Origin of the sequence: Marinoscillum sp., assembly GCF_965229915.1 — a bacterium.
Classification (GTDB): domain Bacteria; phylum Bacteroidota; class Bacteroidia; order Cytophagales; family Cyclobacteriaceae; genus Marinoscillum.
Map to the genome: position 1 here is coordinate 1,861,234 of NZ_CBDDJZ010000001.1, position 22,760 is coordinate 1,883,993.

Annotated in this window: 18 protein-coding genes; 6 read left to right on the forward strand and 12 right to left on the reverse strand. The window is 42.8% G+C overall.

All coding sequences use genetic code 11. The features are described 5' to 3' along the window. Nucleotides 1-85: 85 nt before the first annotated feature. The 3 genes from ACO067_RS08070 to ACO067_RS08080 form a co-directional block, all read right to left on the reverse strand. Nucleotides 86-1,465 carry a HAMP domain-containing sensor histidine kinase gene (locus ACO067_RS08070; RefSeq protein WP_421872814.1) on the reverse strand — a complete coding sequence of 460 codons (1,380 nt, stop codon included), beginning with the start codon at nt 1,463-1,465 and terminating at the stop codon, nt 86-88. Continuing rightward, nucleotides 1,452-2,147: a response regulator transcription factor gene (locus ACO067_RS08075; protein ID WP_421872816.1), complete on the reverse strand. Its 696-nt coding sequence runs from the start codon at nt 2,145-2,147 to the stop codon at nt 1,452-1,454. The genes ACO067_RS08070 and ACO067_RS08075 overlap by 14 nt, the downstream gene beginning before the upstream one ends. 355 nt (nt 2,148-2,502) lie before the next feature. Further along, nucleotides 2,503-2,946: a hypothetical protein gene (locus ACO067_RS08080; protein ID WP_421872818.1), complete on the reverse strand. Its 444-nt coding sequence runs from the start codon at nt 2,944-2,946 to the stop codon at nt 2,503-2,505. 155 nt (nt 2,947-3,101) lie between these two features. Between ACO067_RS08080 and ACO067_RS08085 the strand changes: the two genes are divergently transcribed. The 4 genes from ACO067_RS08085 (at nt 3,102) to ACO067_RS08100 (ending at nt 5,777) form a co-directional block, all read left to right on the forward strand. Next, nucleotides 3,102-3,479, forward strand: coding sequence for a RidA family protein (locus ACO067_RS08085; protein ID WP_421872820.1), 378 nt, complete (start codon nt 3,102-3,104; stop codon nt 3,477-3,479). Continuing rightward, complete coding sequence (locus ACO067_RS08090; RefSeq protein WP_421872822.1) at nt 3,476-3,946, forward strand: hypothetical protein; 471 nt, start codon at nt 3,476-3,478, stop codon at nt 3,944-3,946. Before ACO067_RS08085 ends, ACO067_RS08090 begins: the two co-directional genes overlap by 4 nt. A gap of 71 nt (nt 3,947-4,017) precedes the next feature. Beyond that, nucleotides 4,018-5,544, forward strand: coding sequence for a glutamate--tRNA ligase (gltX, locus tag ACO067_RS08095; RefSeq protein WP_421872824.1), 1,527 nt, complete (start codon nt 4,018-4,020; stop codon nt 5,542-5,544). Nucleotides 5,545-5,567: 23 nt separating this feature from the next. Continuing rightward, complete coding sequence (locus ACO067_RS08100) at nt 5,568-5,777, forward strand: hypothetical protein (protein ID WP_421872826.1); 210 nt, start codon at nt 5,568-5,570, stop codon at nt 5,775-5,777. Between the two features lie 58 nt (nt 5,778-5,835). Here the strand turns inward: ACO067_RS08100 and ACO067_RS08105 are convergent, their stop codons facing one another. The 7 genes from ACO067_RS08105 to lpdA all read right to left on the reverse strand — a co-directional run bounded on the left by ACO067_RS08105 (nt 5,836) and on the right by lpdA (nt 16,838). Beyond that, nucleotides 5,836-6,015, reverse strand: coding sequence for a PID-CTERM protein-sorting domain-containing protein (locus ACO067_RS08105; protein ID WP_421872828.1), 180 nt, complete (start codon nt 6,013-6,015; stop codon nt 5,836-5,838). Between the two features lie 123 nt (nt 6,016-6,138). Beyond that, nucleotides 6,139-10,404 (reverse strand): Ig-like domain-containing protein, encoded by a 4,266-nt coding sequence (locus ACO067_RS08110; RefSeq protein ID WP_421872830.1) that lies wholly within the window; start codon nt 10,402-10,404, stop codon nt 6,139-6,141. A 120-nt stretch (nt 10,405-10,524) separates the two neighbouring features. Then, nucleotides 10,525-11,133, reverse strand: a complete 609-nt coding sequence (locus ACO067_RS08115) for a response regulator transcription factor (protein ID WP_421872832.1) — start codon at nt 11,131-11,133, stop codon at nt 10,525-10,527. 1 nt (nt 11,134) lies between these two features. After that, a complete protein-coding gene (locus tag ACO067_RS08120; RefSeq protein ID WP_421872834.1) occupies nt 11,135-12,682 on the reverse strand; it encodes a tetratricopeptide repeat-containing sensor histidine kinase in 1,548 nt (515 codons plus the stop codon). After that, nucleotides 12,664-13,002 carry a hypothetical protein gene (locus ACO067_RS08125; RefSeq protein WP_421872836.1) on the reverse strand — a complete coding sequence of 113 codons (339 nt, stop codon included), beginning with the start codon at nt 13,000-13,002 and terminating at the stop codon, nt 12,664-12,666. The genes ACO067_RS08120 and ACO067_RS08125 overlap by 19 nt, the downstream gene beginning before the upstream one ends. 80 nt (nt 13,003-13,082) lie before the next feature. Beyond that, entirely contained in the window at nt 13,083-15,293 is a 2,211-nt protein-coding gene (locus ACO067_RS08130; protein WP_421872838.1) for a DUF2225 domain-containing protein, read from the reverse strand. A 150-nt stretch (nt 15,294-15,443) separates the two neighbouring features. Then, the gene (gene lpdA / locus ACO067_RS08135; protein ID WP_421872840.1) at nt 15,444-16,838 is read right to left on the reverse strand and encodes a dihydrolipoyl dehydrogenase; all 1,395 of its coding nucleotides are present in this window, start codon (nt 16,836-16,838) and stop codon (nt 15,444-15,446) included. A gap of 235 nt (nt 16,839-17,073) precedes the next feature. On the opposite strand from lpdA, the gene fabG reads away from it, so the two are divergent. Next, on the forward strand, nt 17,074-17,820 hold the full coding sequence (gene fabG / locus ACO067_RS08140) for a 3-oxoacyl-[acyl-carrier-protein] reductase (protein WP_421872842.1): 747 nt from the start codon (nt 17,074-17,076) through the stop codon (nt 17,818-17,820). Nucleotides 17,821-17,890: 70 nt separating this feature from the next. Next, entirely contained in the window at nt 17,891-19,930 is a 2,040-nt protein-coding gene (locus ACO067_RS08145) for a hypothetical protein (RefSeq protein ID WP_421872844.1), read from the forward strand. Here the strand turns inward: ACO067_RS08145 and ACO067_RS08150 are convergent. Both ACO067_RS08150 and ACO067_RS08155 read right to left on the reverse strand, forming a co-directional pair. Beyond that, nucleotides 19,927-22,008, reverse strand: coding sequence for a TonB-dependent receptor (locus ACO067_RS08150; RefSeq protein ID WP_421872846.1), 2,082 nt, complete (start codon nt 22,006-22,008; stop codon nt 19,927-19,929). The genes ACO067_RS08145 and ACO067_RS08150 overlap by 4 nt on opposite strands. Beyond that, nucleotides 22,005-22,730, reverse strand: coding sequence for a tetratricopeptide repeat protein (locus ACO067_RS08155; protein WP_421872848.1), 726 nt, complete (start codon nt 22,728-22,730; stop codon nt 22,005-22,007). Before ACO067_RS08155 ends, ACO067_RS08150 begins: the two co-directional genes overlap by 4 nt. Nucleotides 22,731-22,760 lie beyond the last annotated feature (30 nt).

Below are 22,760 nucleotides of genomic sequence, written 5' to 3' on the forward strand. Positions count from 1 at the left end.
GCTACTTCGACTAATTATCACTCCAAATGTGTAACCTACTGGGTTATAGGCAGGTTAAAGTCACATTAAGATCTGATTAGAAAGTTTACTGGTAGGGATTTTGGGCGATTGGCAGACTGATATGCACCGTGGTGCCAACGTCTCTCTTAGACTGTACAAATAGCTGCCCATTGTGAATCTTGATGATATTCCTGGCAAGAGGTAATCCAATACCATAACCCTCGTAACCCTGAGCATTGGAAGCCCTGAAGTATGGATCATAGATATATTGCATTTCCTCATCAGGTATACCAATCCCAACGTCTTTCACCTCGATGTGTATTAGATCTCCATCAGCACCTAGCGAAACCTGCACTGGCTTGTTCTCAGAGTATTTGCACCCATTGATTACAATATTGCACAGTGCCAGCTTCAGCAGTTGCTGATTGCCTCTGGTTTTCAGCTTCTCCGGCTGATCTGGTAAGGAGCTAAAGTCCAGATTAATACTAGCTTTGTTATTGATGTTTTCCACGGTCTCTTTGGCATCCAACACCAACTGATCCGTCCTTACAATCTCGTTGGTAAATTTCTTTCCTTTGTACCCCGTCTGAGCAAGGAGAAGAAGCGCTTTGGTTTTTTGGTCCAGTTTTTCTGCTTCACCCAGAATGATCTTGATTGCTTCGATGTATTCTTCTTTGTTACGCTCCTTGGTAAGTGCCAGATCGGCCTCACCAATGATCGTGGTAAGAGGTGTATTTAATTCATGGGAGGCATTGCTGATGAAGTTCTTTTGGGTTTCGAAAGAGGTCTCCAGACGATCCAGCATGTCATTGAATGTCTGAGTCAGTCTACTTAAAGAATCGTTTTGTTCCGGTACTTTGAGCCTTAAATGGAGATTCTCCAGTCCAATTTTTTTCACCTCATCAATAATGTTGTTAATTGGCTGAATTAAGGTTCGTGAAAATACCAACGAGATCATGGTCACCAAAATCAACGTGTAAGCCAAAGAAGTGAATAATAGGTTTCTCAAATAGGCCACGTGATGTGAGCTGAAATAGTTTTCAGCTGAGATGATAACCACATACTCTCCGTCATTAGTCGATTCATATCGAATACCAGAAAAGAAGATATTCTGGTTATTGTCACTGGCAGCCCCATCTCTGATGACATTTCTGACCAGTTCAGGATTGATCTCTTCCGGTATGGAATCCCAATTGATGGGCTGATCATTTTCTATTTGGATAAAGTACTCCTTTTGCTGTGGCAATTTTTCCAGGTAATCCTGCCGTAGCTCCTTGATTATAGTAACATCCTGGGGTAATTCCAGAGTGATCTTTGCCGCAGTAATCGCTCGTATTTCTAATCGCTTGTAAAAGTCCGTGTAGGAGTAATTAGAAATGGAATAGTAAATAAACCCACTAAAAAGTAAGGTGTAGATCAGGAAAATACTGATCAATGCATAGATGATTTTGTTATGAATCTTCATCGGCTCTCAATACATATCCCATTCCAATAACTGTGTGTACGAGGCGTTTTCCTCCATTTCTTTCCATCTTTTTTCTGAGGTAATTCACATAAACATCCACCACATTGGTGCCCAAATCAAATGTAATCCCCCACACTTCATCCAGAATATCTATCCTGGAAAGCACTTTATTCGGGTGTTTCATCAACATGAGCAGCAAACGATACTCGGTAGAAGTCAAAGATATAGGCACATCAGATCTTGTGACTTTTTTGGTGTGGTCGTCCAATACCAAATCCTCAAAAATATACTGATGAGAAGACTTAGAGATCGTTTCACGATTGTCCGTGCGTCGAAGGAGTGACCGGATTCTTGCCAGCAACTCAATGAACTTGAAAGGTTTGGTGAGGTAGTCATCGGCTCCTGTTTCAAGTCCAAGAACGACATTTTCAGCACTACCCAGTGCTGTAAGAAACAAAATGGGAATGTGCTGATCCTGCTTTCTCAATTCACGACATACCTCCAGCCCATTGATATCGGGCAACATAATGTCTAGTATGACCAAATCATATTTTGCCTGGTGGCTCATAATTATGCCTTGCTGACCATTCATAGCCACCGTCACTTCAAAGCCATTTTCCACCAACCCTTTGTTGACCAAAGAGCAAACTCGTGGATCATCTTCAACCAGCAATATCTTCATTTATAGGAAATTAGCTTCTGACAAAATAACAGTAAAAATAGGCAATCACCTTAGGTAGGTATTAGAATAGGATTAGAATTAGATCCCGAATTTACTGTTGGTTTTGATGATTATCGCCGATGGGCATTACCAAGTGACCATCTCTCATACAGAGCTTAAGGCAACAGCTCCAGATCATTGTAATGAATAAATGACCAGAAGTGTTCATGGTTTTTACATTGGGACCCAGAGAATAAGCCCAATGCCCGATGTAGTTTGCAAATGCAGTGGACAAAAGCTAACAAAGGCAAGGGGTTTTACCTTGCCTTCATTATTGCGGCAAAAAGACTTCCTAACCTAAAAAATGATTCTCACTTCAAGATTTCGCTTGCTTGGTTAGTGTTCCGGTAGTATGTATGTCTACAACGAATTCTTTGCCTTGCTCCTCTATTTCAAATCTGTAAACTTCATCCATTGTGGTGATTAACAAGTCTACCTTTTCAATTTCATAATTACCGACATTTTGATTGAGAATGGAGAGAATCGGTGCAGGAAGGTGATTCTTGTCCAGGGCATATTCTGTCTCTAACCACTTACCAGATGAGGAATAGATGGCAGAGTAGTCTTTCCCATGCCAGCTGAACCGAGCTACCCAATTTGAATCCCCTTTCTCTTGCCAAATCACTTTTTCAGCCTCCACAAATTTGACATGAAATGCTCTCTTTACTCGCTCAGGGGCAGAATCATCCCCTGCTCTATTCTCACAAGAAGGCAACACTATTATTCCTGTGAGTAAAATCAATACCAATAGTTTTTTCATGATCAATCCAGTTTAGATGTTTTGTAAACACAAAGTTTACATTACGAATCTGTAGAAATTCCGAACATTACCTTCCTCATCTCGATTTGTGTGGTATACCCTCTTGCTGCTTGAAGAATGTATTTATTATTGCATTAAACAAAGATCTCTTAACGATGAAAAAAATAGTACTCTCCAAAGATGCTCCCGCACCCATAGGTCCTTACAGTCAAGCGGTCATTCATGGCAATACCTTGTATGTCTCCGGGCAAATCGCGATTGATCAGTCCACTGGAAATATCGTCACTGACACCATTGAAAAGGAAACCAATCAGGTGATGAAGAACCTCGGGTTGATTTTGAAAGAAGCGGGTGCTGACTATAGCCAGATTATCAAGTGTAGCATATTTGTCAGTGACATGGGCAACTTTGCCAAAATCAATGAAGTATATGGCAAATACTTTCCCGAAAACCCACCTGCCAGAGAGACCGTGGAAGTAAGCTGCCTCCCAAAGAATGTGAATGTAGAGATTAGCTGCATTGCCTATTTATGATGACATGGCTTCCTCACAGTCAGCATACACTGGTATCTGAGTTTTCGAAAAACGAAGTGCTCAACAAAGTGCAGGCCAGGACTCAGGAGGTCAAATCTGAATACATCACCGAAAAGCCGCTCTTCAATGGGTCGGTCGACGAGGGCGGCTTTCGGATCTCCAGTGTGATTCATACTCCACAAAATGCACTCCCACTGATCGTTGGTAGTGTAGAATCAACTTCACGGGGTTCTATCATATTTCTAAAGCTCAAACTCTTTCCTGCAGCTATACTCTACTTAAAGGCATTTTCACTGCTCTCCTTTTTGATCTCTCTGGTGTTCTTACTACTATCCAAATGGTACATGGGTGGATTGGTGGCGCTACTCATTGGCCTTTTGAATTACCTGATTCTCACAATATCCTTTTCACGAAAGTGTAAGGAAGCAATCCATACCCTGGAGAATCTACTGGACCACCACCAATAAAAGCAAAGAACTGTCCATAAGTATTGTCTATTTAATAGCTTTGCAATCCTTAAAAAAGCACCCAAAATACTATGAGTCAAGTAAGAGTAAGATTTGCACCAAGTCCCACCGGAGCACTGCACATTGGTGGCGTTCGAACCGCACTTTTTAACTACCTATTTGCGAAAAAAAATAATGGCACTTTTATTCTCAGAATAGAAGACACAGATCAAACCAGATTTGTAGAAGGTGCTGAAGAGTACATTAAATCTTCACTGGAATGGTGCGGAATAGAGCCTGATGAGAGCCCGTGGCATGGAGGTGATTATGCTCCGTACAGACAGTCTGAGCGCAAAGAGATTTATCAGAAATATGCTCAGAAACTGATAGACGAAGGAAATGCATACTATGCATTTGATACGCCGGAAGAACTAGACGCCATGCGGGAGCGACTGAAGGAGGCAGGTGTAGCCACTCCTCAATATAACGCCGCTTCTCGCACCACAATGAAAAACTCCCTGACCCTATCTGAAGACGAAGTAAAAACGAAGATGGAGGCAGGTGAACCTTACGTGATCCGGTTTAAAATAGACCCTAAGGAAGAAGTGCGACTCAATGACATGATTCGTGGCTGGGTACATGTACATGGCTCTACGCTGGATGACAAGGTGCTGATGAAATCTGATGGTCTGCCGACTTACCATCTTGCCAATATCGTAGATGATCATCTGATGAAAATTACGCACGTCATTCGAGGAGAAGAGTGGCTCCCATCTGCCCCACTCCATGTATTGCTATACAAGTATCTAGGCTTTGCCGATAGCATGCCTCAGTTTGCTCACCTGCCACTGATCCTGAAGCCGGACGGTAATGGCAAACTCAGCAAGCGTGCCGCGGATAAACTGGGCTTCCCGATCTTTCCACTCAACTGGAATGACCCAGAAACCGGTGAATTATCCACAGGCTTCAAAGAGGCAGGCTACTTGCCTGATGCGCTACTCAACTTCCTTTCATTTCTCGGATGGAACCCTGGCACAGAGCAGGAGATTTTTAGCAAAGAGGAATTGACCCAAGCATTCAGCCTGGAAAAGGTAAACAAGGCTGGAACCAAGTTTGACATTGATAAGATGAAGTGGTTTAACCAGCAATACTTAAAAAACAAGGATGCTGCAGAATTAGCTTCGTTAATCCAAGCGGATCTGAAAGAAAAGTACAATATCTCCGCATCTGATGAAATAGCTCAAGCCATCTTTCATTTGCTGAAAGAACGGGTCACTTTCCCACAGGAAATGGCTCCAAATGCGCTCTACTTGTTCCAAAACCCTACAGAATATGATGAAAAAGTAGTGAGTAAAAAATGGGATGAAGAGGCTCAAAAAGCAGTAACTCTATATGCCGACGCGCTTTTGGGAAAGGATCAAATCAGTCCAGAAGAAGCTAAAGAGTTATTCTTTGTACTGTTGGAAGAGCACGGTATCAAAGCTGGAAAAAACATGCAAGCACTTCGCATGACGATCACTGGAGCTGGTTCAGGACCTGATCTGATGGAGATTATTTCCATTTTGGGAGGAAAAGCAGTGCATGATCGAATCAAATACTCCATCAATCAGTTAAAGTAATAGAGACTTTTACTGATTTGACTATGAGCAAGAAAAAAGAAGATCTAAATAAAAAACCTAAAGTCAACAAAGAACTGGAAGGGTTTGATGTGAGTATCGATTCGTTCGGAGAGCTTAAATCCACCATTGCTATTGACAAAATCAACCAGTTTCTCAACAATCAGGTCGACGACAAAAAGCTCAGAGATCGTGATGATCTAGAGGAGCTAAAGAAAGGAAAAAAGAAAAAGTAAGAGCCAGGCAAGCCTGGCTCTCAAGTCAACCTGCTAAGAATGCGGTGACCGCCCTAGATTATTTTTCTTTCCGGCAATCCCTAATTTTTTTCACACCGTAGAGGCCACCTGCCACTAGTAGTGCAGACAGGCCTCCATCAATAGGTGTGGCTGGTGGGGCCGACGGCTGAGCTACAGCCGGCAACACAAATAATAATACTGGTAAGACGAGTAGGGATTTGTATAGTTGATTTTTCATGGTTTTAGTGATTTCTCTTACCGTCGTGCTCCGACCAAACGGCGGTTGGGGAATCTGATTTGTTGAGATTCCCCGGTAAGATTCTCTACCTCGAGAACCTTCCGTGGAATGACGGTTAAATTATTATTTCAAAATGATTTTATGTGATTGCTCACCGTCTGTGACGATGTAGACACCTTGAGGTGTGCTGGAAAAGTCCTTGCTAAAATGACCCAAAACTTCACCTCTCCAAACTTCCTGGCCTGATAAGCTCATCATTCGCCACATCTTAGACGTACTCGAAGTGTTGGTGATATTTACTCGGCTTCCATGAGCATATACAGTCTCCTCTAGCAAATCTGATGACAGTACAGCAGCATTAAAATACACCTCAAAACGATCCCTGAAGACTCCCTCCGGGGAGTAAAATGTATAGTCAGAGCTCAAAAGATTATGGGTTACACTTTGATGCTTGTCATAGAGTATTATTGCTCTGTTGGTAGACAATTCATCAATAGACAGCTCGTACTCACCAGCTTGTTTTGCATGCAAGGCGAGTTCGATTGGTCCTTCATGGTCCAGCGGAACTCCCTGAATAGCCAGGTTTTTAGAACCAAGCGGCATATATAACTGTGAAGCATTATTACCAATCAGTTTTCTGGAATCGTATTTGATATCATACTCCGCAAGCGCATCTGACACCCAACCTATAATCACTTCACTGCGAACATCCTCAGCATTAGTCAGAGCAATTTTTACAGTCTCATAGGATTCTTTGCTCGTTCGGAAATAATTTGCGTCGGCATTGTTTCCATCCACTTTCATGGCATCCGTAAACGTCAGGGATGTATTGGCTTGGGTACTCTCCACAAAAAAGCCTTGAGCCACACCGATATGTCCGTTGAAATCACTACTCCTTCCAGAACCTCCTGTAACGCTACCGAGCGTGTTGACCGTGATGAAGTCACTTTGACTCTTAACGCCTGATCCTCCATCATCCCAGATGTAGACCGTGCTGGTAATGTCACCTGATCCTGAAGGCCCTTCGGCAGCCATTAGTGCATCATAGCTAACAGCGGCTGTATATGGGTTAGACACCAAGTTATAACCATAGCTTTCGCCGGAATTCTGAATACCGATGCTTACGTCTCCCGTAATCGGACTGACTCCTACAAATTCGATGTAATCATTATTTGCCAGGGTATAGCCACGACCAGCGATCATGTTGGTGACTCCAGAGGCATCAACATACGCATTGCTACCTTGATTGTATGAATGTTTGAAGTTTCCTGTAACAGTGGTGAAATCATAGTTGTAAAATGGAGCACCCACAAAACTATACATACCATCTCCTATACCGCCTGTAGTATTTCGCTTTACCGTCAGACTAGAACCTCCATTTCCTGTAAAACTTCCTTGAGAGTTGATAGAAGAACCTGACTCAATGATAATGTCCCCATCAGATTCAAGATTACTTTCATGTTTCAAAGTGGCGTTATTTTCAATACTTAAAGTAACCCCGGCCGGGACATAAACGGCATTGACTTCAAGAACTTCATCTGCGGTAAATGCATAGTCGTTTTTGAAAGTCACATTATCACCTGTCTGAGGTGTACCATTTGCCCACTGGCTACCATCCCAATAGTTATAGTCAGTCGTAAACCGCCAGGCACTTGTATTGGTATATCCATCAAAAAATCGGGTAGTATCAGAGGCAGCCATAATCAACCCCGTCGCTACTGTGATTGCATAAGTCGATTCGTAATTCAGGTCCACTGTTTTATCAATCGTAATCGTAGATCCACTTACCTGAAGTTGATCTTTTGTAAAGCTCTCTATAACCGAATTATCAGAGGTTCTAATTAACCTGAATGCGTTAACGCCTTCGGAAAAGCCTCCATTTACCAATACATCTTCATCAAACTCCAATACGATATCAGAATCAATGACTTGATGAGCCATAGCGTCAGGTGTTCTGAATATTACCTCTGGCTCATCCCACGAGGCTAGAAAGCGATATTCTGTATTAGATGTCACCCCAGTAAATGCATTGCCAGAATTGTCTGTAATGGCTAGGGGATCGATGTATAGGTAATAACTCCAATTGTGCCTAAGTCCTTCATAATTGATTGTAATAGATGAGGAAGTCGTCTGTTCTATGTTGGACGAAATGCTGTACTGAACAGCTGGTGACACAATACCAAGGCGAAACATATTAAAGCTATTGTCAACTACAACTGGTTCTGAAAAATTAACTGTAAATCTCAACGTGTAATTTTCATAGACTCCATCCTCAATCTCGGTCACAGAGGTTATGGTAGGTGCGAGTCCGTCATCAACTGTAAAATTCCACCATTCTGAATCGCCAGAGTAACCCGTCACTTTGTTCCCAGCAACATCGGCAAGGGTATTATCATCGATTGTGATGTAATAGGAATTTCCCGCTATGAGCGTACCTCTTGAAAATGAGATCTCATTACCACTGACAGACAGCCATCCCTGATTAACAGATTCAGTATAATATGGAATATTGGTAAAGGTGGAACCATCATCATTCTTGATCCGAATAATACCCGTGAGCGTTGCAACTGGAAGAGCAACATCTTCATCTAGTGTAATGGTGAATGTCTGATCTGTGGTAACTGTAGTAGCATCGTCAGCAGGAGATTTGGAAATAATGGTAGGTGCTGAATTATCCTCCACTGTAAAGTTCCACCAATCAGAATCACCTGAGTAGCCAGTCACCTTGTTGCCAGCTGCGTCAGCAAACGTATTGTTATCTATGGTGATGTAATAGGAATTCCCCTCTATCAAAGTACTTCGAGAAAAAGACACCTGATCCTCATTTACTGTAAGCCATCCCTGACTTTCTGAATCAGTGGTATATGGGATGTTTATAAACGGAGAACCATCTCCATTGATTATCCGAATAAACCCTGTCAACGTTGAAGTTGGCAATGCAACATCTTCATCAAACGTCATAGTGAATACTTGGTCTGTAGTGACCGTAGTAGCTCCATCAGCCGGAGACTGGGAAATGATCGTAGGAGCAGTATTGTCCACTTCCATATATTGGTATGAAGCCAGAACTATACCATCACCTAATTCATATCCATCAGATACGTCATCGTCAAAGTTATGGACCACAATGTCGTGCATGGCCCACATATACTGATCTGCGGCATATTCCGCTATATGAAGCGACACTGCCTCCGATTGCAGACCTGTGATATGAGGAGGGGCTATCTGAAAATCAATCGTGTTATCAGTAAGCAGTTTCAGAAATCTAAGCTCTCCTGACTTCCTGGTAACAAGAAGATCATCTTCTGAATTGATCGAAAAGCTAAAAGAATAAGTAAAATCCCGATCCCAGACCTGGGTACCGGAGGTGTTTATCTTGACTAAATGAGTTCCCATCGCTGCAAATAAGTTTCCAGATCCATCAAGTTTCACATCATCACCAGCACTTGCTGCGGTATATGTTTTCACGTCCTGAAACACTTTAGATGAATTGTAATAGGCAACATAAACATCAGACGTATTGGTCGCATCTAATACAGTGGCACCACCATCAAAATCAGCATTTTGCTCAAAGTATCCTGTGATGAAGATATTACCAGAGTCGTCCACTGCAATAGCTCTGCCGCCATTGTCCTGATCTGCAGCATAAGTACTTTCTGCACTTGCTATAGGATAACCCTGATCTACCCGGGTACCCGAACTATTGAACTTAGTGAAATAGGTTTGGCTCTGTGAGATATTTGCCACAGTGAATCCATTCATTTCATCAGTGAATTCACCAGTGATGTAAACATTCCCACCACCATCCACTGTGATCCCATAACCCGTACTGGAGGCAGCCAAATCTGTTTCGGTATTTTTGGCCTGAATGATGATGCTTCCATCCGAACTAAAACCTCTGACAAACGCTCTGGGATAATATCCATTGGCCACCTGAGCACCACTCACTTGATCCCCAATACCATCAGCGATACCGCGGATATCGCCAACCATATACACATTGTCTGAATCGTCCAAAGCCAGGTCACGAAAGAAGATCAATGGATCATGATCTGTACTCTGAAACGTGACAGGTCCACGAGTCCACATGGCCTTGACCCACCCTAAGGTGCCATCATTGTTGTACTTAACAATAAAAGCATCATTGTATGAGTCTGCTGATTTAAAGTTCCCTGGGTCAGGTGCATTGGTGGTGCCGGCACCCGGTTCAAAATCCGGATCACCTGAGAAGGTGCCGATTACATACGTGTTCCCAGAGCCATCAACGATAGCATCTGATGGATAGATGCCGCTTGCATCCAAAATACTAATTGATTCGAAGGTTGGTGATTGAGCATATATACAACCAAGTAATACCACTTGGGCTAGGCCTGTAAAGAGTAATTTCATAGCAGTAATTTTTTGTCCTGCTAAGCTCTTAACTCATTGAAATTCAATCAATAAGGAATATTCCTCATCCGCCTACGGAATTTTACGGATGTTATTGTACTATAAGGATAAGGGTTTGTACTAAGCCTGAATTATACCTTGTTTGATACCAATGCGTACCATCTCTACAATACTCTTCACGTCCATCTTTTTCATCAGATTGTTTTTATGGGTTTCTACCGTTCGCGGACTCATGTCCAGCTGTGCTCCGATCTCCTTATAGGTCAGACCATCAGCAAATCCCCGGAGCACTTCTATCTCGCGAGGAGTGTAGCTAAGTGCCTCGTTAATGAGCATATTGGAAAACGCTGAAGAGATATACTTCTGACCGTTTATTACCTGATCCAACGCTTGAAAGTACTCCGAGGTATCCATGTCTTTAGTCAGGAAGGCCATGGCTCCATTAGCTCTGGCTCGTTCCAGATCCACAGGATTTGGGTCACTGGTCAATAGCATAAAAATGGCATCCAGCTTTTGGGAAAGTTCGCCGACAAGCAACGCTCCATTCGCATCGGGAAGTTTTAAGTCCACCATGACCATGTCGGGATTTTTCTCGTAAATCGAGTCAAGTGCTTGTTTTGCTGAAGCCGCTTCACCAATTACCTGTATATCCGGCCGGCCGAGCAACATGGCTTTGATTCCATCTCGGACTACCTTGTGATCATCAATCAGAAATAACTTGTAAAGCATATTAGGCGGCTTTAGGAAAACTGATCCTAAAGGTAGTGCCTTCATTGATTTTGGACTGTACTTCCAGCTTACCATTCATCCGATCAACGAGTTCTTTACACAAAAGCAGCCCTAAACCGGTGCCTTTCTCCGGTGAATTCTGGATATCGTGCGCTATCAGGCTACCATTGAGTAAACTATCAATTTGTGATTGGTCCATGCCTACTCCTTCATCTTGTATAGTAATCACGCCCCGGTCCTCAGTACTTTCCACGGATACTTCCACGTTTTTCTCTACATCAGAATACTTCAGGGCATTGCTTACAAGATTGCGAATGACAATTTCCAGAAAGGCTTTATCTGCATGAATATTCAAGGCTTCTTGCTGAGCCACATGAATTTCCATTTTTTTAAGTTGAGCTACAGGAATAAGTTGCTTTTTTACTGCTGTGATAATTTCTGATGGATCAATAGAATCTGGAGAAAACTGTAGCTGATCCGTTTGAGCCAATGCCCATTTGAGCAAATTGTCCATCATGTCCCGAACGTTTGCAGAGCTATCACGCAGCGTAATTAAAAAATCCTTGAGCTGATCCTTTTCCAAATTATCCCAATTATCAGTGAGGCTCTTGGTGATCAGATGAAAACTGGATAGCGGACTTTTAAGATCATGAGAGATAATAGAAAACAACTTATCCTTTGTTTGATTGAGTTGGGCCAATTGATGGTTCGCTTCCTTCAATTGCTTGTTAGACTTCTCTTTAGATCGATAGAAGAAAAAGATAGTCACTACAATGACGACCAGAAAAAGCAAACTCAAAACTAAGATCAAACGCTCCTGCTCAGTCTGTTCAGCTCGCAGTTGTATGAGCTCGTTTTCCTGTGATAGTCTTTCTATTTCTTGTTCCTTTTGAGCGGTCTCATATTGTGTTTCTAACTCACTAATTCTATTAGTCACCTCTGAATCATAAATTTCATACTGTAAGCGGTAGGCCTTTTTCATCCACTCAAAAGCTTCCAAATAGTCTCCTCTAGCGGAATCAATACGCGCTATATGTATGTAAGCACTACGCTCTTGTGCCAAAGCTGAGTTTTTTTGTGCCAGGTGAATCGATGAGTCTGAATACATCCTGGCTCGGGTAGGATCACCTCCTGACATCAGGTAAATAGACAGGTTTTGGTAGGTATTCATCATCCCATATTCATCACCAAGATCACGCTTTATCTCCAGCGACTGCCTGGCGTAACTAAATGCCAGATCTACCCGATTCTTATCAAAATAATTCAAGGCCAGATTATTCAATGCATCCGCTTGTCCTTTTCTGTCATCTTGCTGTTCGAAATTATCTTTTGCAATCAAACCATAGTAAATGGCTGAGTCGTAGTTTTTGAGTAGCCTCCATACTACACCAAGGTTTAGATAACTTGTGCCCAGGTTACTGTGTTGCCCATTTTCGCGCTTCAAAGCTATGCCTTGCTTATAATAGTCTATCGCCTCCTCCAGCAGTCCAAGACGTTCAGCTACCAGACCTAAATTGTTTAAGGTTCCTCCTATTGATGGATCATCCATTTTTTCTTCAGCTGGTATGCCAATGAGAGGTATTTGTAGGCACTATCCTGTTTACCAGTATAGTTATAAATAATCCCAATGTTGTTAGCCATTTTGGCTTTTATCTGATCAGAATCGATGTATATCCCACTCAGGTTTTGTTTGTAATACCACAAGGCACTGTCGTACTGGGAACTAAAAAAATGATAATTACCTCTAATCGATAAGTATTGAGCCTTAATGGAGTCGGGTAGTGTTTCGAACCTAACCATCACCTCATTTAAGAGATAGTTACTTGAATCAGGATTCTTTCTGGATAACTCCTTAGCTCTCTGCAACATGTTGTAAGAACTCGAAACCTGACTGCTCAGGAAAGAAAAGTGCAAGAGGCAACAAATAAAAATCCAAAATCTAACCATTTTCAACCTGCCAGTGAGCTACTTAACGACCGATACAATTTATCCTTGACAATCGGCTTAAGCAAAAACCCATTGAAATAGGGTTCAAATAGTTTCCGCTGATGAGCTGTAATGTCTGCCGTAAGCGCATATATTGGAGTTGCTATGTTTGGATTGATAGTGGTGCGTATCCTTTTGGCTGCATCAAACCCATCCAACTCTGGCATGTGAATGTCCATGAGTATAAAGTCAAAAACGGTCTGATTGGCCAGGTCGATGACCTCCAGACCATTCTGAGCATGGGTAGCTTTTAGTCCCCAGCTTTTCATCAGTTTCATAGAGACCATGGCATTGATCATATTGTCCTCAGCAATTAGCACAGACTTTCCTTTCAGATCATTGGAATCGAAGAGCTCCTTGCCTTTCGGCTTTTCACTGCGCTTCAGGCTGATTTGAAAGAAAAACCTGGAGCCGTTTCCCTCTTCACTCTCCACTTCAATATTACTACCATGTAAATCAATGAGTTTTTTGACTATTGCCAGGCCAAGTCCGGATCCTCCGTGTTTTTTAGTAGTAAATGATCTGGGCTGAGAAAAACTCTCGAATATCTCATCCATGAACCCTTTTTCAATGCCGATACCGGTGTCCTGCACCGTCACCAGAAGTTGATCCCTCTCCTCCTGCCTACTGACCACCCGCACCTGCACCTCCACATAGCCTTCGTCGGTAAATTTGATGGCATTACTGACCAAATTTCCCATTATCTGAGATAGCTTGATTTCATCCAGCAGGTAGAAACCTTCCATCCGTTCATCAATATCCAACCTGAGATCAATGCCTTTTTCACTTGCCATCGATGAGTAGGTGTTGCAGATGTTTTCCAATAGGGCCTTGAAGTCCCCTGGTGAAAAATCCAACTGCACTTTTCCTAAATCCAGCTTACTGAAATCCAGGATATCATTAATGATCAAAAGGAGATTATTGGCGGAAAACTTCAAAGACTCCAATAACTTGTGGTCTTCCTCATTCGTACGCTCCTCCAAAAGAGAAGAAATGGTGATCACTGCATTGAGTGGTGTTCTGATCTCATGACTCATGGTAGAGAGAAACTCCTGCTTGACTCTGGAGGCCTGTTCAGCCCGATTCTTTTTTTCCAGGATCTCTGCCTTCTCTCTTTGCATTTGAGCTTCCTTCTGCAGCCGCTCCATAGTGGTGATGGCTTCATAGCTTTCAATCACCTTCTGTGTTTGCGTGTTGATGACACCCTCTTTTTCTTTGAGATATACCTCCAGGTACTCCAGTGCCTTTATTGGCTCACCAGTTTGCTTATGGAGGGAGTACATGAGGTAATTGCACTTAAACTTGATGATGGCAATCCGATACTCAGAAGCAAAACTGATAGCCTTGACCAACATATCTGCCGCCTGTTCATATCGTTCAGTTTCCAAATAAAGAGCACCTAGTTTGTGATAACACATCCCACAGCCTAGCTTTTCCCCCATTTGCTCATGAATGGCTATGGCTTGATTAAAAGTCGCCTCTGCCAGATCATATTTTTTCCTTTTCACAAACACCTTGGCCCTACCATAAAGTGCAAATGCCAACCCACGAGTATCTCCGGTTGCTTGCTTCATCTGAATAGATCGTTCGATCAACTCAGAGGCCCTTTCAAGATTATTCTGATTGAGGTAGATTCCTGAAAGCGGGTTGTAAGCATTGGACTCCAGGTTAAGATCGCCTACTTTCTGTGCTGCGCTTATCGCATGCTCATATGCTAGAATAGCACTGCGTTCATCCCCAAAATATTCATAAATGGTACCAAGAGACTTTTGAACTCGGGCTTGGTTATGTAAATCATCCAGTCGTCTATAAATTTCCAGACAGTCAATCAGGTAGATCAGTCCAAGATGGAAATTATCCGTTTTGTAGTATATCCCGGCGATGTTGTATTTCGTATCGGCAATCCCCTGATCATCTCCAATTACTTGAAAAAGCCCAATTGCCTGGTTACCTAACCGCATAGATTGTTCATATGAACCCCTAATCATATGAAACAGTGAAAGCCTTGACTTACTTCGTGCTATCAAAATGGTTTCGTCCAATTCAACACTTAATCGAAGCGCCTGCTCGGTCAGCTCAATACTTTTATTAAGATCATTAACCCTGCAGGTATAAGCTTCCTGGAGTAGGGCATTGACTTGCTGGGCTTTTTTCAGGTCCGTTTGATACGTCATTGGTCTTGCTTATGGGTTGGTTAAGCAAGTAGAAAAATAACCATATTTCGTGGAATTATGAGGCGAACTAATCATTACTATGCTATACACCAAAAACAAAAAAAGCCAACCCAGAGGATCAGCTTTCTTCCATTCTATATATTTCCTTGATTATATGTGAATCACTTCATCGTAAGCTGCTGCTGCAGCTTCCATTACTGCCTCACTCATGGTAGGGTGCGGGTGTACGGTTTTGATGATTTCATGTCCTGTAGTCTCCAGCTTTCTAGCTGCCACCGCCTCAGCGATCATTTCGGTTACATTAGCACCGATCATGTGACATCCCAGCCATTCGCCGTACTTCGCATCAAAGATCACCTTTACAAAACCTTCCTTGGCACCAGCCGCACTTGCTTTACCTGAAGCGGAGAATGGGAATTTTCCCACTTTGATTTCGTAACCAGCCTCCTTCGCCTGCTTTTCAGTCATACCAACGGATGCAATCTCAGGAGAACAATAAGTACAGCCCGGGATGTTGCCATAGTCAAGTGGCTGTGGATTCTCACCGGCTATTTTCTCGACACAAATGATTCCTTCTGCCGAAGCAACGTGAGCCAGTGCTGGCCCGTGTACTATGTCACCTATTGCATATACACCTTCTACATTGGTTTTGTAATAGTCATCCACCAATACTTTCCCTTTTTCGGTTTTTACACCAGTTTCCTCCAGGCCGATTCCTTCTAGATTAGTAGCTATCCCCACTGCCGAGAGTACAACATCACAGTCAATTTTCTCTTCTCCCTTTTTGGTCTTCACAGTGACTTTGCAGCCTTTGCCTTTAGTGTCCACATTGGTCACCTCACTGCTGGTCATTACGTTGATGCCTGATTTTTTAAAGCTTCGTTCGAGCTGCTTGCTTACTTCTTCATCCTCTACCGGAACCACTCGATCCATGAACTCTACTACAGTCACTTCAGTACCGATAGAATTGTAGAAATAGGCAAACTCAACGCCGATGGCTCCAGAACCAACCACAACCATTTTCTTTGGCTGCTTGTCTAGCACCATTGCTTGTCGGTAACCGATGATTTTCTTTCCATCTATTGGTAGGTTAGGAAGCTCTCTGGATCTACCTCCTGTTGCTATAATGATACTTTTTGCTTCGTAAGTGGTCTTTTTTCCTTTATCATCTGTGACCTCCACTTTTTTGCCTTTTTGCAACTTACCAAAGCCGTTGATCACTTCAATTTTATTCTTTTTGAATAGGAACTGAATTCCTTTGCTCATACCTCCTGCCACTTCTCTGCTTCGCTTCACCATGCCAGAGAAATCAACAGATGCATCTTTAACATCTATTCCGTAATCCTTTGAATGAGAGATGTACTCAAATACTTGAGCACTTTTCAACAGAGCTTTTGTAGGAATACAACCCCAGTTTAAGCAGATACCACCCAGCTCAGCCTTCTCCACCACAGCTACTTTCATACCTAGCTGAGAAGCTCTGATCGCTGCTACATATCCACCAGGACCACTACCTACTACTATCAAATCATAATTAGATGCCATATTACAAATGTTTTAATCCGGTTATTGCGGGAGCAAATTTAACCCAGTAGCTTTTAGAAAAAAATTTGATTCCTCAAATGGACTCACGAGTCGCCAGAATGTTGGAATCTACATATTAACCCCTGAGAATATCCTATGTTTTAATCGGTATTACCTGATTTGGTAAACTATCGTTAATTTGGCAACTTGAAATACTCAAAGCGAGATTCTTAGGATAACTATTGAGACGAATAAAATGAAATTACTAGAAGGAAAAAATGCGTTAATCACAGGTGCTTCTAAAGGCATTGGTCGATCAATTGCTATGAAATATGCCGAAAATGGCGCAAATGTAGCGTTCACCTACCTATCAAGCGTAGAAAAAGGAGAGGCTCTTGTCAAAGAACTTGAAGCATTTGGCATAAAAGCAAAAGGTTATCGATCTGACGCTTCAGACTTCAAGGCTGCTGAGGAACTGATCAATTCAGTAGTTGCGGACTTTGGTTCTCTTGACATACTGATCAACAATGCTGGTATCACCAGAGATAATCTACTGATGAGAATGTCCGAAGAGCACTGGGATGAGATCATGAATGTAAACCTTAAATCATGCTTCAATACAGTGAAAGCGTCTGCCAGAACCTTCATGAAACAGCGAAGCGGATCCATCATCAACATGTCCTCTGTAGTAGGGGTGAAAGGAAATCCCGGACAAGCCAACTATGCCGCATCCAAGGCTGGTATCATTGGGTTCTCTAAGTCTGTAGCGCTTGAACTTGGATCTCGCGGTATCCGTAGCAATGTGATAGCTCCAGGGTTTATCGAAACTGAAATGACTGATGCTCTTGACGAAAAAACCGTTCAGGGCTGGAGAGACGCCATTCCATTGAAGCGTGGTGGTCAACCAGAAGATGTTGCCGACGCCTGCGTATTTCTAGGATCTGACATGAGCTCGTACATCACCGGCCAGGTGCTACAGGTAGATGGTGGTATGCTTACCTAATATTTTATTTAACTGATTTCTTGATAGGCCGTTTATACCTCAGAAGTGTGTAAACGGCTTTCATTTATTTATGGAGAATAGTTGGTACTCATTTGATATTTCACCTTTGTGGGTAGTCTTGGCCCTGGTTGCAGCGCTAGCCGTGTCGCTTTTACTCTACTCCAGAAAAAAGATGCCCTGGAGCAAGTCGATGAACGTGCTACTTGGCTTTTTGAGGTTTTCGGCAATTTTCCTGACTATACTGCTTTTGATCAACCCATTGGTGGAGCTGAATCAAAATAGCACCAATGAACCCATCATAGTGTTGGCACTAGACAATTCTGAGTCCGTTACCCTACGAGAATCAGGCACTAGTCTTCCCGCTTACAACCAATGGTTGAAAAACACCAAAACCAGCCTGCTGGATGACTATGAGGTGGCAGTGGAGGGACTAAGCTCAGATACTATATCTGCCACCGACAAAACAACCAATCTCAGCCGACTACTGAAAAGCCTGGAAACGAAGTACGAGGAAGCCAATGTAGGTGCGGTCATTTTGGCCTCTGATGGAATTGTCAATAATGGTCAGTCACCTGATTACCTCAATTACAAATTTCCAATCTATACCGTGGGACTCGGTGATACCATTCCCCCAAAAGATGTGGTCATCCAGAACGTGCGCAACAACAAAGTGGCTTATCAGGGAAACAAATTCCCAATCATGGTACAGCTCTACCAAAAAGGATTTCAAGATCAATCTTTAGAAGTCAAACTTCTTGAGAATGGTCAGCAGATCGCTAATCAATCCATTAGCCTCACCCAGGCCACTCATCAGGTAGATTTTCTCATAGAAGCCAAAAATGCTGGACTTAGAAGATTCACTATTCAGCTCAATCAGCTGGATGATGAATCTTCTTATGAAAACAATCAAACAGATGTCTATGTGGATGTGATTGAGGGAAAAGATAAGATCCTACTTTTGGCACCTGCCCCACATCCAGATCTTCGAGCTATCCGCAGTGTGCTTGAAGAAACTGAGAACTATGAAACTACTTTATACATCCCAGGCATCAATGAAGCACCCAAAGAAGACAAGTTTGACTTAATCATAGAGCATCAAGCCTTTTCTGGAAGGAAGTATAAAGAATTTCAGTCGGCTGGCAGATGGTACATCATGGGAAATCAAAGTCAGATTAGAAGACTTCCAGAGGCCATCAGCTTCTTAAGCATTGATATGAAAGGAAATCAAAGAGATCAGGTGAGAGGAAGCTATAACAAGGCTTTTACTAAATTCAAATTGAATGATGAATTAATCAGCCGATCTGCTAACTACCCTCCGATTGAAGCACCATTTGGTGAATACACCGTGCAAGGACCAACAGAAGTGCTGCTATACCAGCAAGTAGGCAGTATCACCACTGGAAGGCCACTAATGATATTTTCTGATAATGGAAGTTCCAAAACAGCTTTATTGACTGGTGAGGGTATCTGGCAGTGGAAACTACAGGAAGCTGGACAACATGAGGAGTCCAGACTATTTGATGAGTTAGTTCTTAAGACTGTGCAATACCTGAGTATTAAGGTTAATAAAGATCGGTTTGTGGTCAAGCCTCGTGAAAGCAACTATCAGATAGGTGACCGGGTGATTATCGATACCGAGGTGTACAATGAGATTTATGAACGCACCTATGGCAATACCATCAATTTGACTATTACCGACCAGTCGGGAAACATCAACACTTACGAGCTGGTGGATAACCCGGCCAACAGCTCCTTTGCCATAGGATCTATGGAACCAGGTGTTTACACCTTCAGAGCAACGACTACATTGGCTGGTAAAACCTTCACTGAGCAAGGATCCTTCGCCGTGCGAAACATCCAGCTAGAAGGCATCAACCTTACTGCAGATCACAACATGCTGCGGAGGCTATCACAGCAATCAGGAGGAGCCTATTACCCGATAGAAGAGACTGATGCCTTGCTACAACAACTTGAGAACCAGGATTTCCCAAGTGTCATCAGTACTGAAAAAAACTCCTTCCCACTGATTCAGTCTCTATGGATTGTCTTATTGATTTTCATATTGCTCACTATAGAATGGTTTCTCAGAAAATACCTGGGAGCTTACTAAAAGTTGATTTGAAGTCCAGCATACACCATTCTGCGGCTGAGTAAATCAGCTGAACGCGTGTCATACTCAAAATCAAATCGATAGCTGCGAATATTCTCGTGATCGGTTAGATTATTAATGGAAGCAAAAGCTACCATAGTCAATTCCTCGCTGATTGGTAGTAGCCTACTGACTGCCAGGTTTAGGATAAAGTAATCCCTATATCTAGCAGTCTCTCTTGTAAACTGCGGCACATAGACACCCAGATCCTGATCAAAACTAACCGTCTCCAGCTCACCAAACGGCAATCCTTCTCTGTAGACACCATTGAGAGCCAGTGTCCAAAGCCCTGGTGTGTATTGTAGGTTTGACTTGAAAAAGTAACGAATATCGTATGACGAAAACTGGCTTGCCTTTAGGTACGTGTAGGTGAGATCCACAGACCAGTTTTTACCAAAAGACTTGTCTAAAAAGACCTCTATTCCACTGACATCAGTCTCTAACCCGTTATTGCTGACGGCTTTTGTAAAAATAGAGGCGGAGGCATCTATCTCTCCATCATAAAAAACATCAAGAGAAGCCTGGTCACTGCGGACAAATACTTTTTGACCTTGATCCGTATCCAGACCTAATTTATGATACCTTCCTACCCCAGCGATAAACTTCCACTCTGGGGTGAGCTGATAAGTAATGTTCAACTGGCCACTTAGAAAGTTATGTTGATCCAGTTGATTGAGGTTTTTACGCAATCCTCCACCTAGAATCCACTCATCAGTGAGATAATACTTACCATACACAAAGCCCTCTACATTGGATGTCTGAAGTGTATCATCTACCGACACAGTCGGGTATTCATCACCAATGGCATAAGCATGTTGAAACAACCTGCCATCAATAGCCGAATGGTTCATATCCCAATTGAACCCAGACTTTAACTGCCACTTTTCGCCACCATTGAACAGGCTCAGACCTTGATACAGCGACTTCCTACTCACAACAAATGAAGCCCTGCTGTAATCAAAGTTTCCGGATGAAAATGCGTACCCTTGATTCCAGGATAGCAATCCGAATGACGTATCCAGGTAGACATTGGATACATTAAAAGCCTTCGTACGTTTTTGCAGTAATGATCCATTGAAGGTTGGATGCAGGTATTGATAATCGTACTGCTCGAGCAACCCATAGTTGTACGTTTTATAACTAACCTTCTCGGACAATTGACCATAAAGATATAGCCCGCCATCCACCGACTGAAACGAGTTTAGCTGATTCAAGGCACCAGGATTCATCCACTTCAGCACCGTACTTGGTTGGTAATTGGTAAATACTTTAAGATTTTGTTTACCCATTTGCTGGTTGCGCTGAAATCCAATATTCGCGGGACTGATAATCACCGAATTGTTACTTGTCTGAAGCTGGTTGTCATCAGTAGTAATGGACACTACCCCAGCCGTACTACTGGTAAACTCGAGTGGCGGATTGCCCGGAAAGACTGTGACATCCTTGATCAAGGCCGTATTGAATAGACTGAATGTGCCTATGCCATTTAGCTGGCTGTAACGCACAGCGTCATATACGGGGACGTTGTTGAGAAATATTCCGGTTTCTACAGGACTACTCCCTCTCAGACTTATGGAGGCAGATTCATCTGTGGTGGTTGCTGCTGGCAACGTATTGACCGAAAGTAACGGATCAGCTTTGGAGGCTGGATTGGTATATATCCCCAGCTTGCTCACTTTGACGAACTTGAATTCTTCTGCCACTAATGGCTCGGCAATCACTTCTACTGCATTCATTTCCAGATCTCTGGAGGTCAACTCGATCTGCAGTGGCAATGCCTGTACTGGAATCATTCGCTCGTAATACCCCACGTAGGAGATCAGAAGCGTATCAGATAAATGATCGGAAGCTAGTTTCAGCTGAAATTCTCCATCAAAATCAGTGGTAGTTCCTTTGGAAAAATCGCTCAACAAGTACAGATTCACACCAATTAGTGGCTCGTGAGTATCGGCATCCACCACTGAGCCGTTGAGTACCTTTTGGGCACTCAACGCAAGGCTTGCCACGCAAGCAACCCACAGTAGTATCAGCGATTTCATTTGGATGCAAGGGTCTTTTCTGCAGAAGGTTTCAATGAGTATTTGATCCAGTTAAAGTCTGGCTCTAAAGCAAGTGCCTTGGTATACACCTCCACGGCTTTTTCAGGTTGTCCTACTTTACCATAAGCAATTCCCAGATGTGCCAGTGCATCCATGTACAGCCAATTCGAAGTGACATCTTCAGCTTCTTCAAATAACTGAACTGCGCGTTCAAACTCCTTCAGGGCTGTTTTTGGATCACCACCAAACATCTCTGGAGTGTACAACTTAGATGAGGCATAGAGCTTAACAACCAGCGGGTTATTTGGCTCACTTTCATAAGCCTCCTCGATTAGCCCTGAACTCTTCGGACCCAAAAACATTCCCTTCCAGCTGTCATACGCCATGGCTAAACCGTAAACGGATGACTTCACCGCCTGACAACTGGCCACATTTACTTTCTCTCCGATCAACTGATCAAGTAGATCGAGCGTTGGTTCATAGTACTTGTCAAAGGCTTTCTCATCCTTTCCTGCCATGGTTGCGTTGAGTAATCCGTACTGTGCCATGGCACGTTCATAACTCGCTGGAGCCGTTTGATCAATCTTTCGCTCCCATAAGGTCAAACTACTAGATAAATAAGCCTGGTAACTCAATGCATCTCCCTGTGCATTACCGGAGTGACACCAGAGTGACATGAAAATGGTCACTAATGCGATGGATGAATTTTTAGACGTTTTCATAATTACTCTTTTATAAACTTGTTTATATTA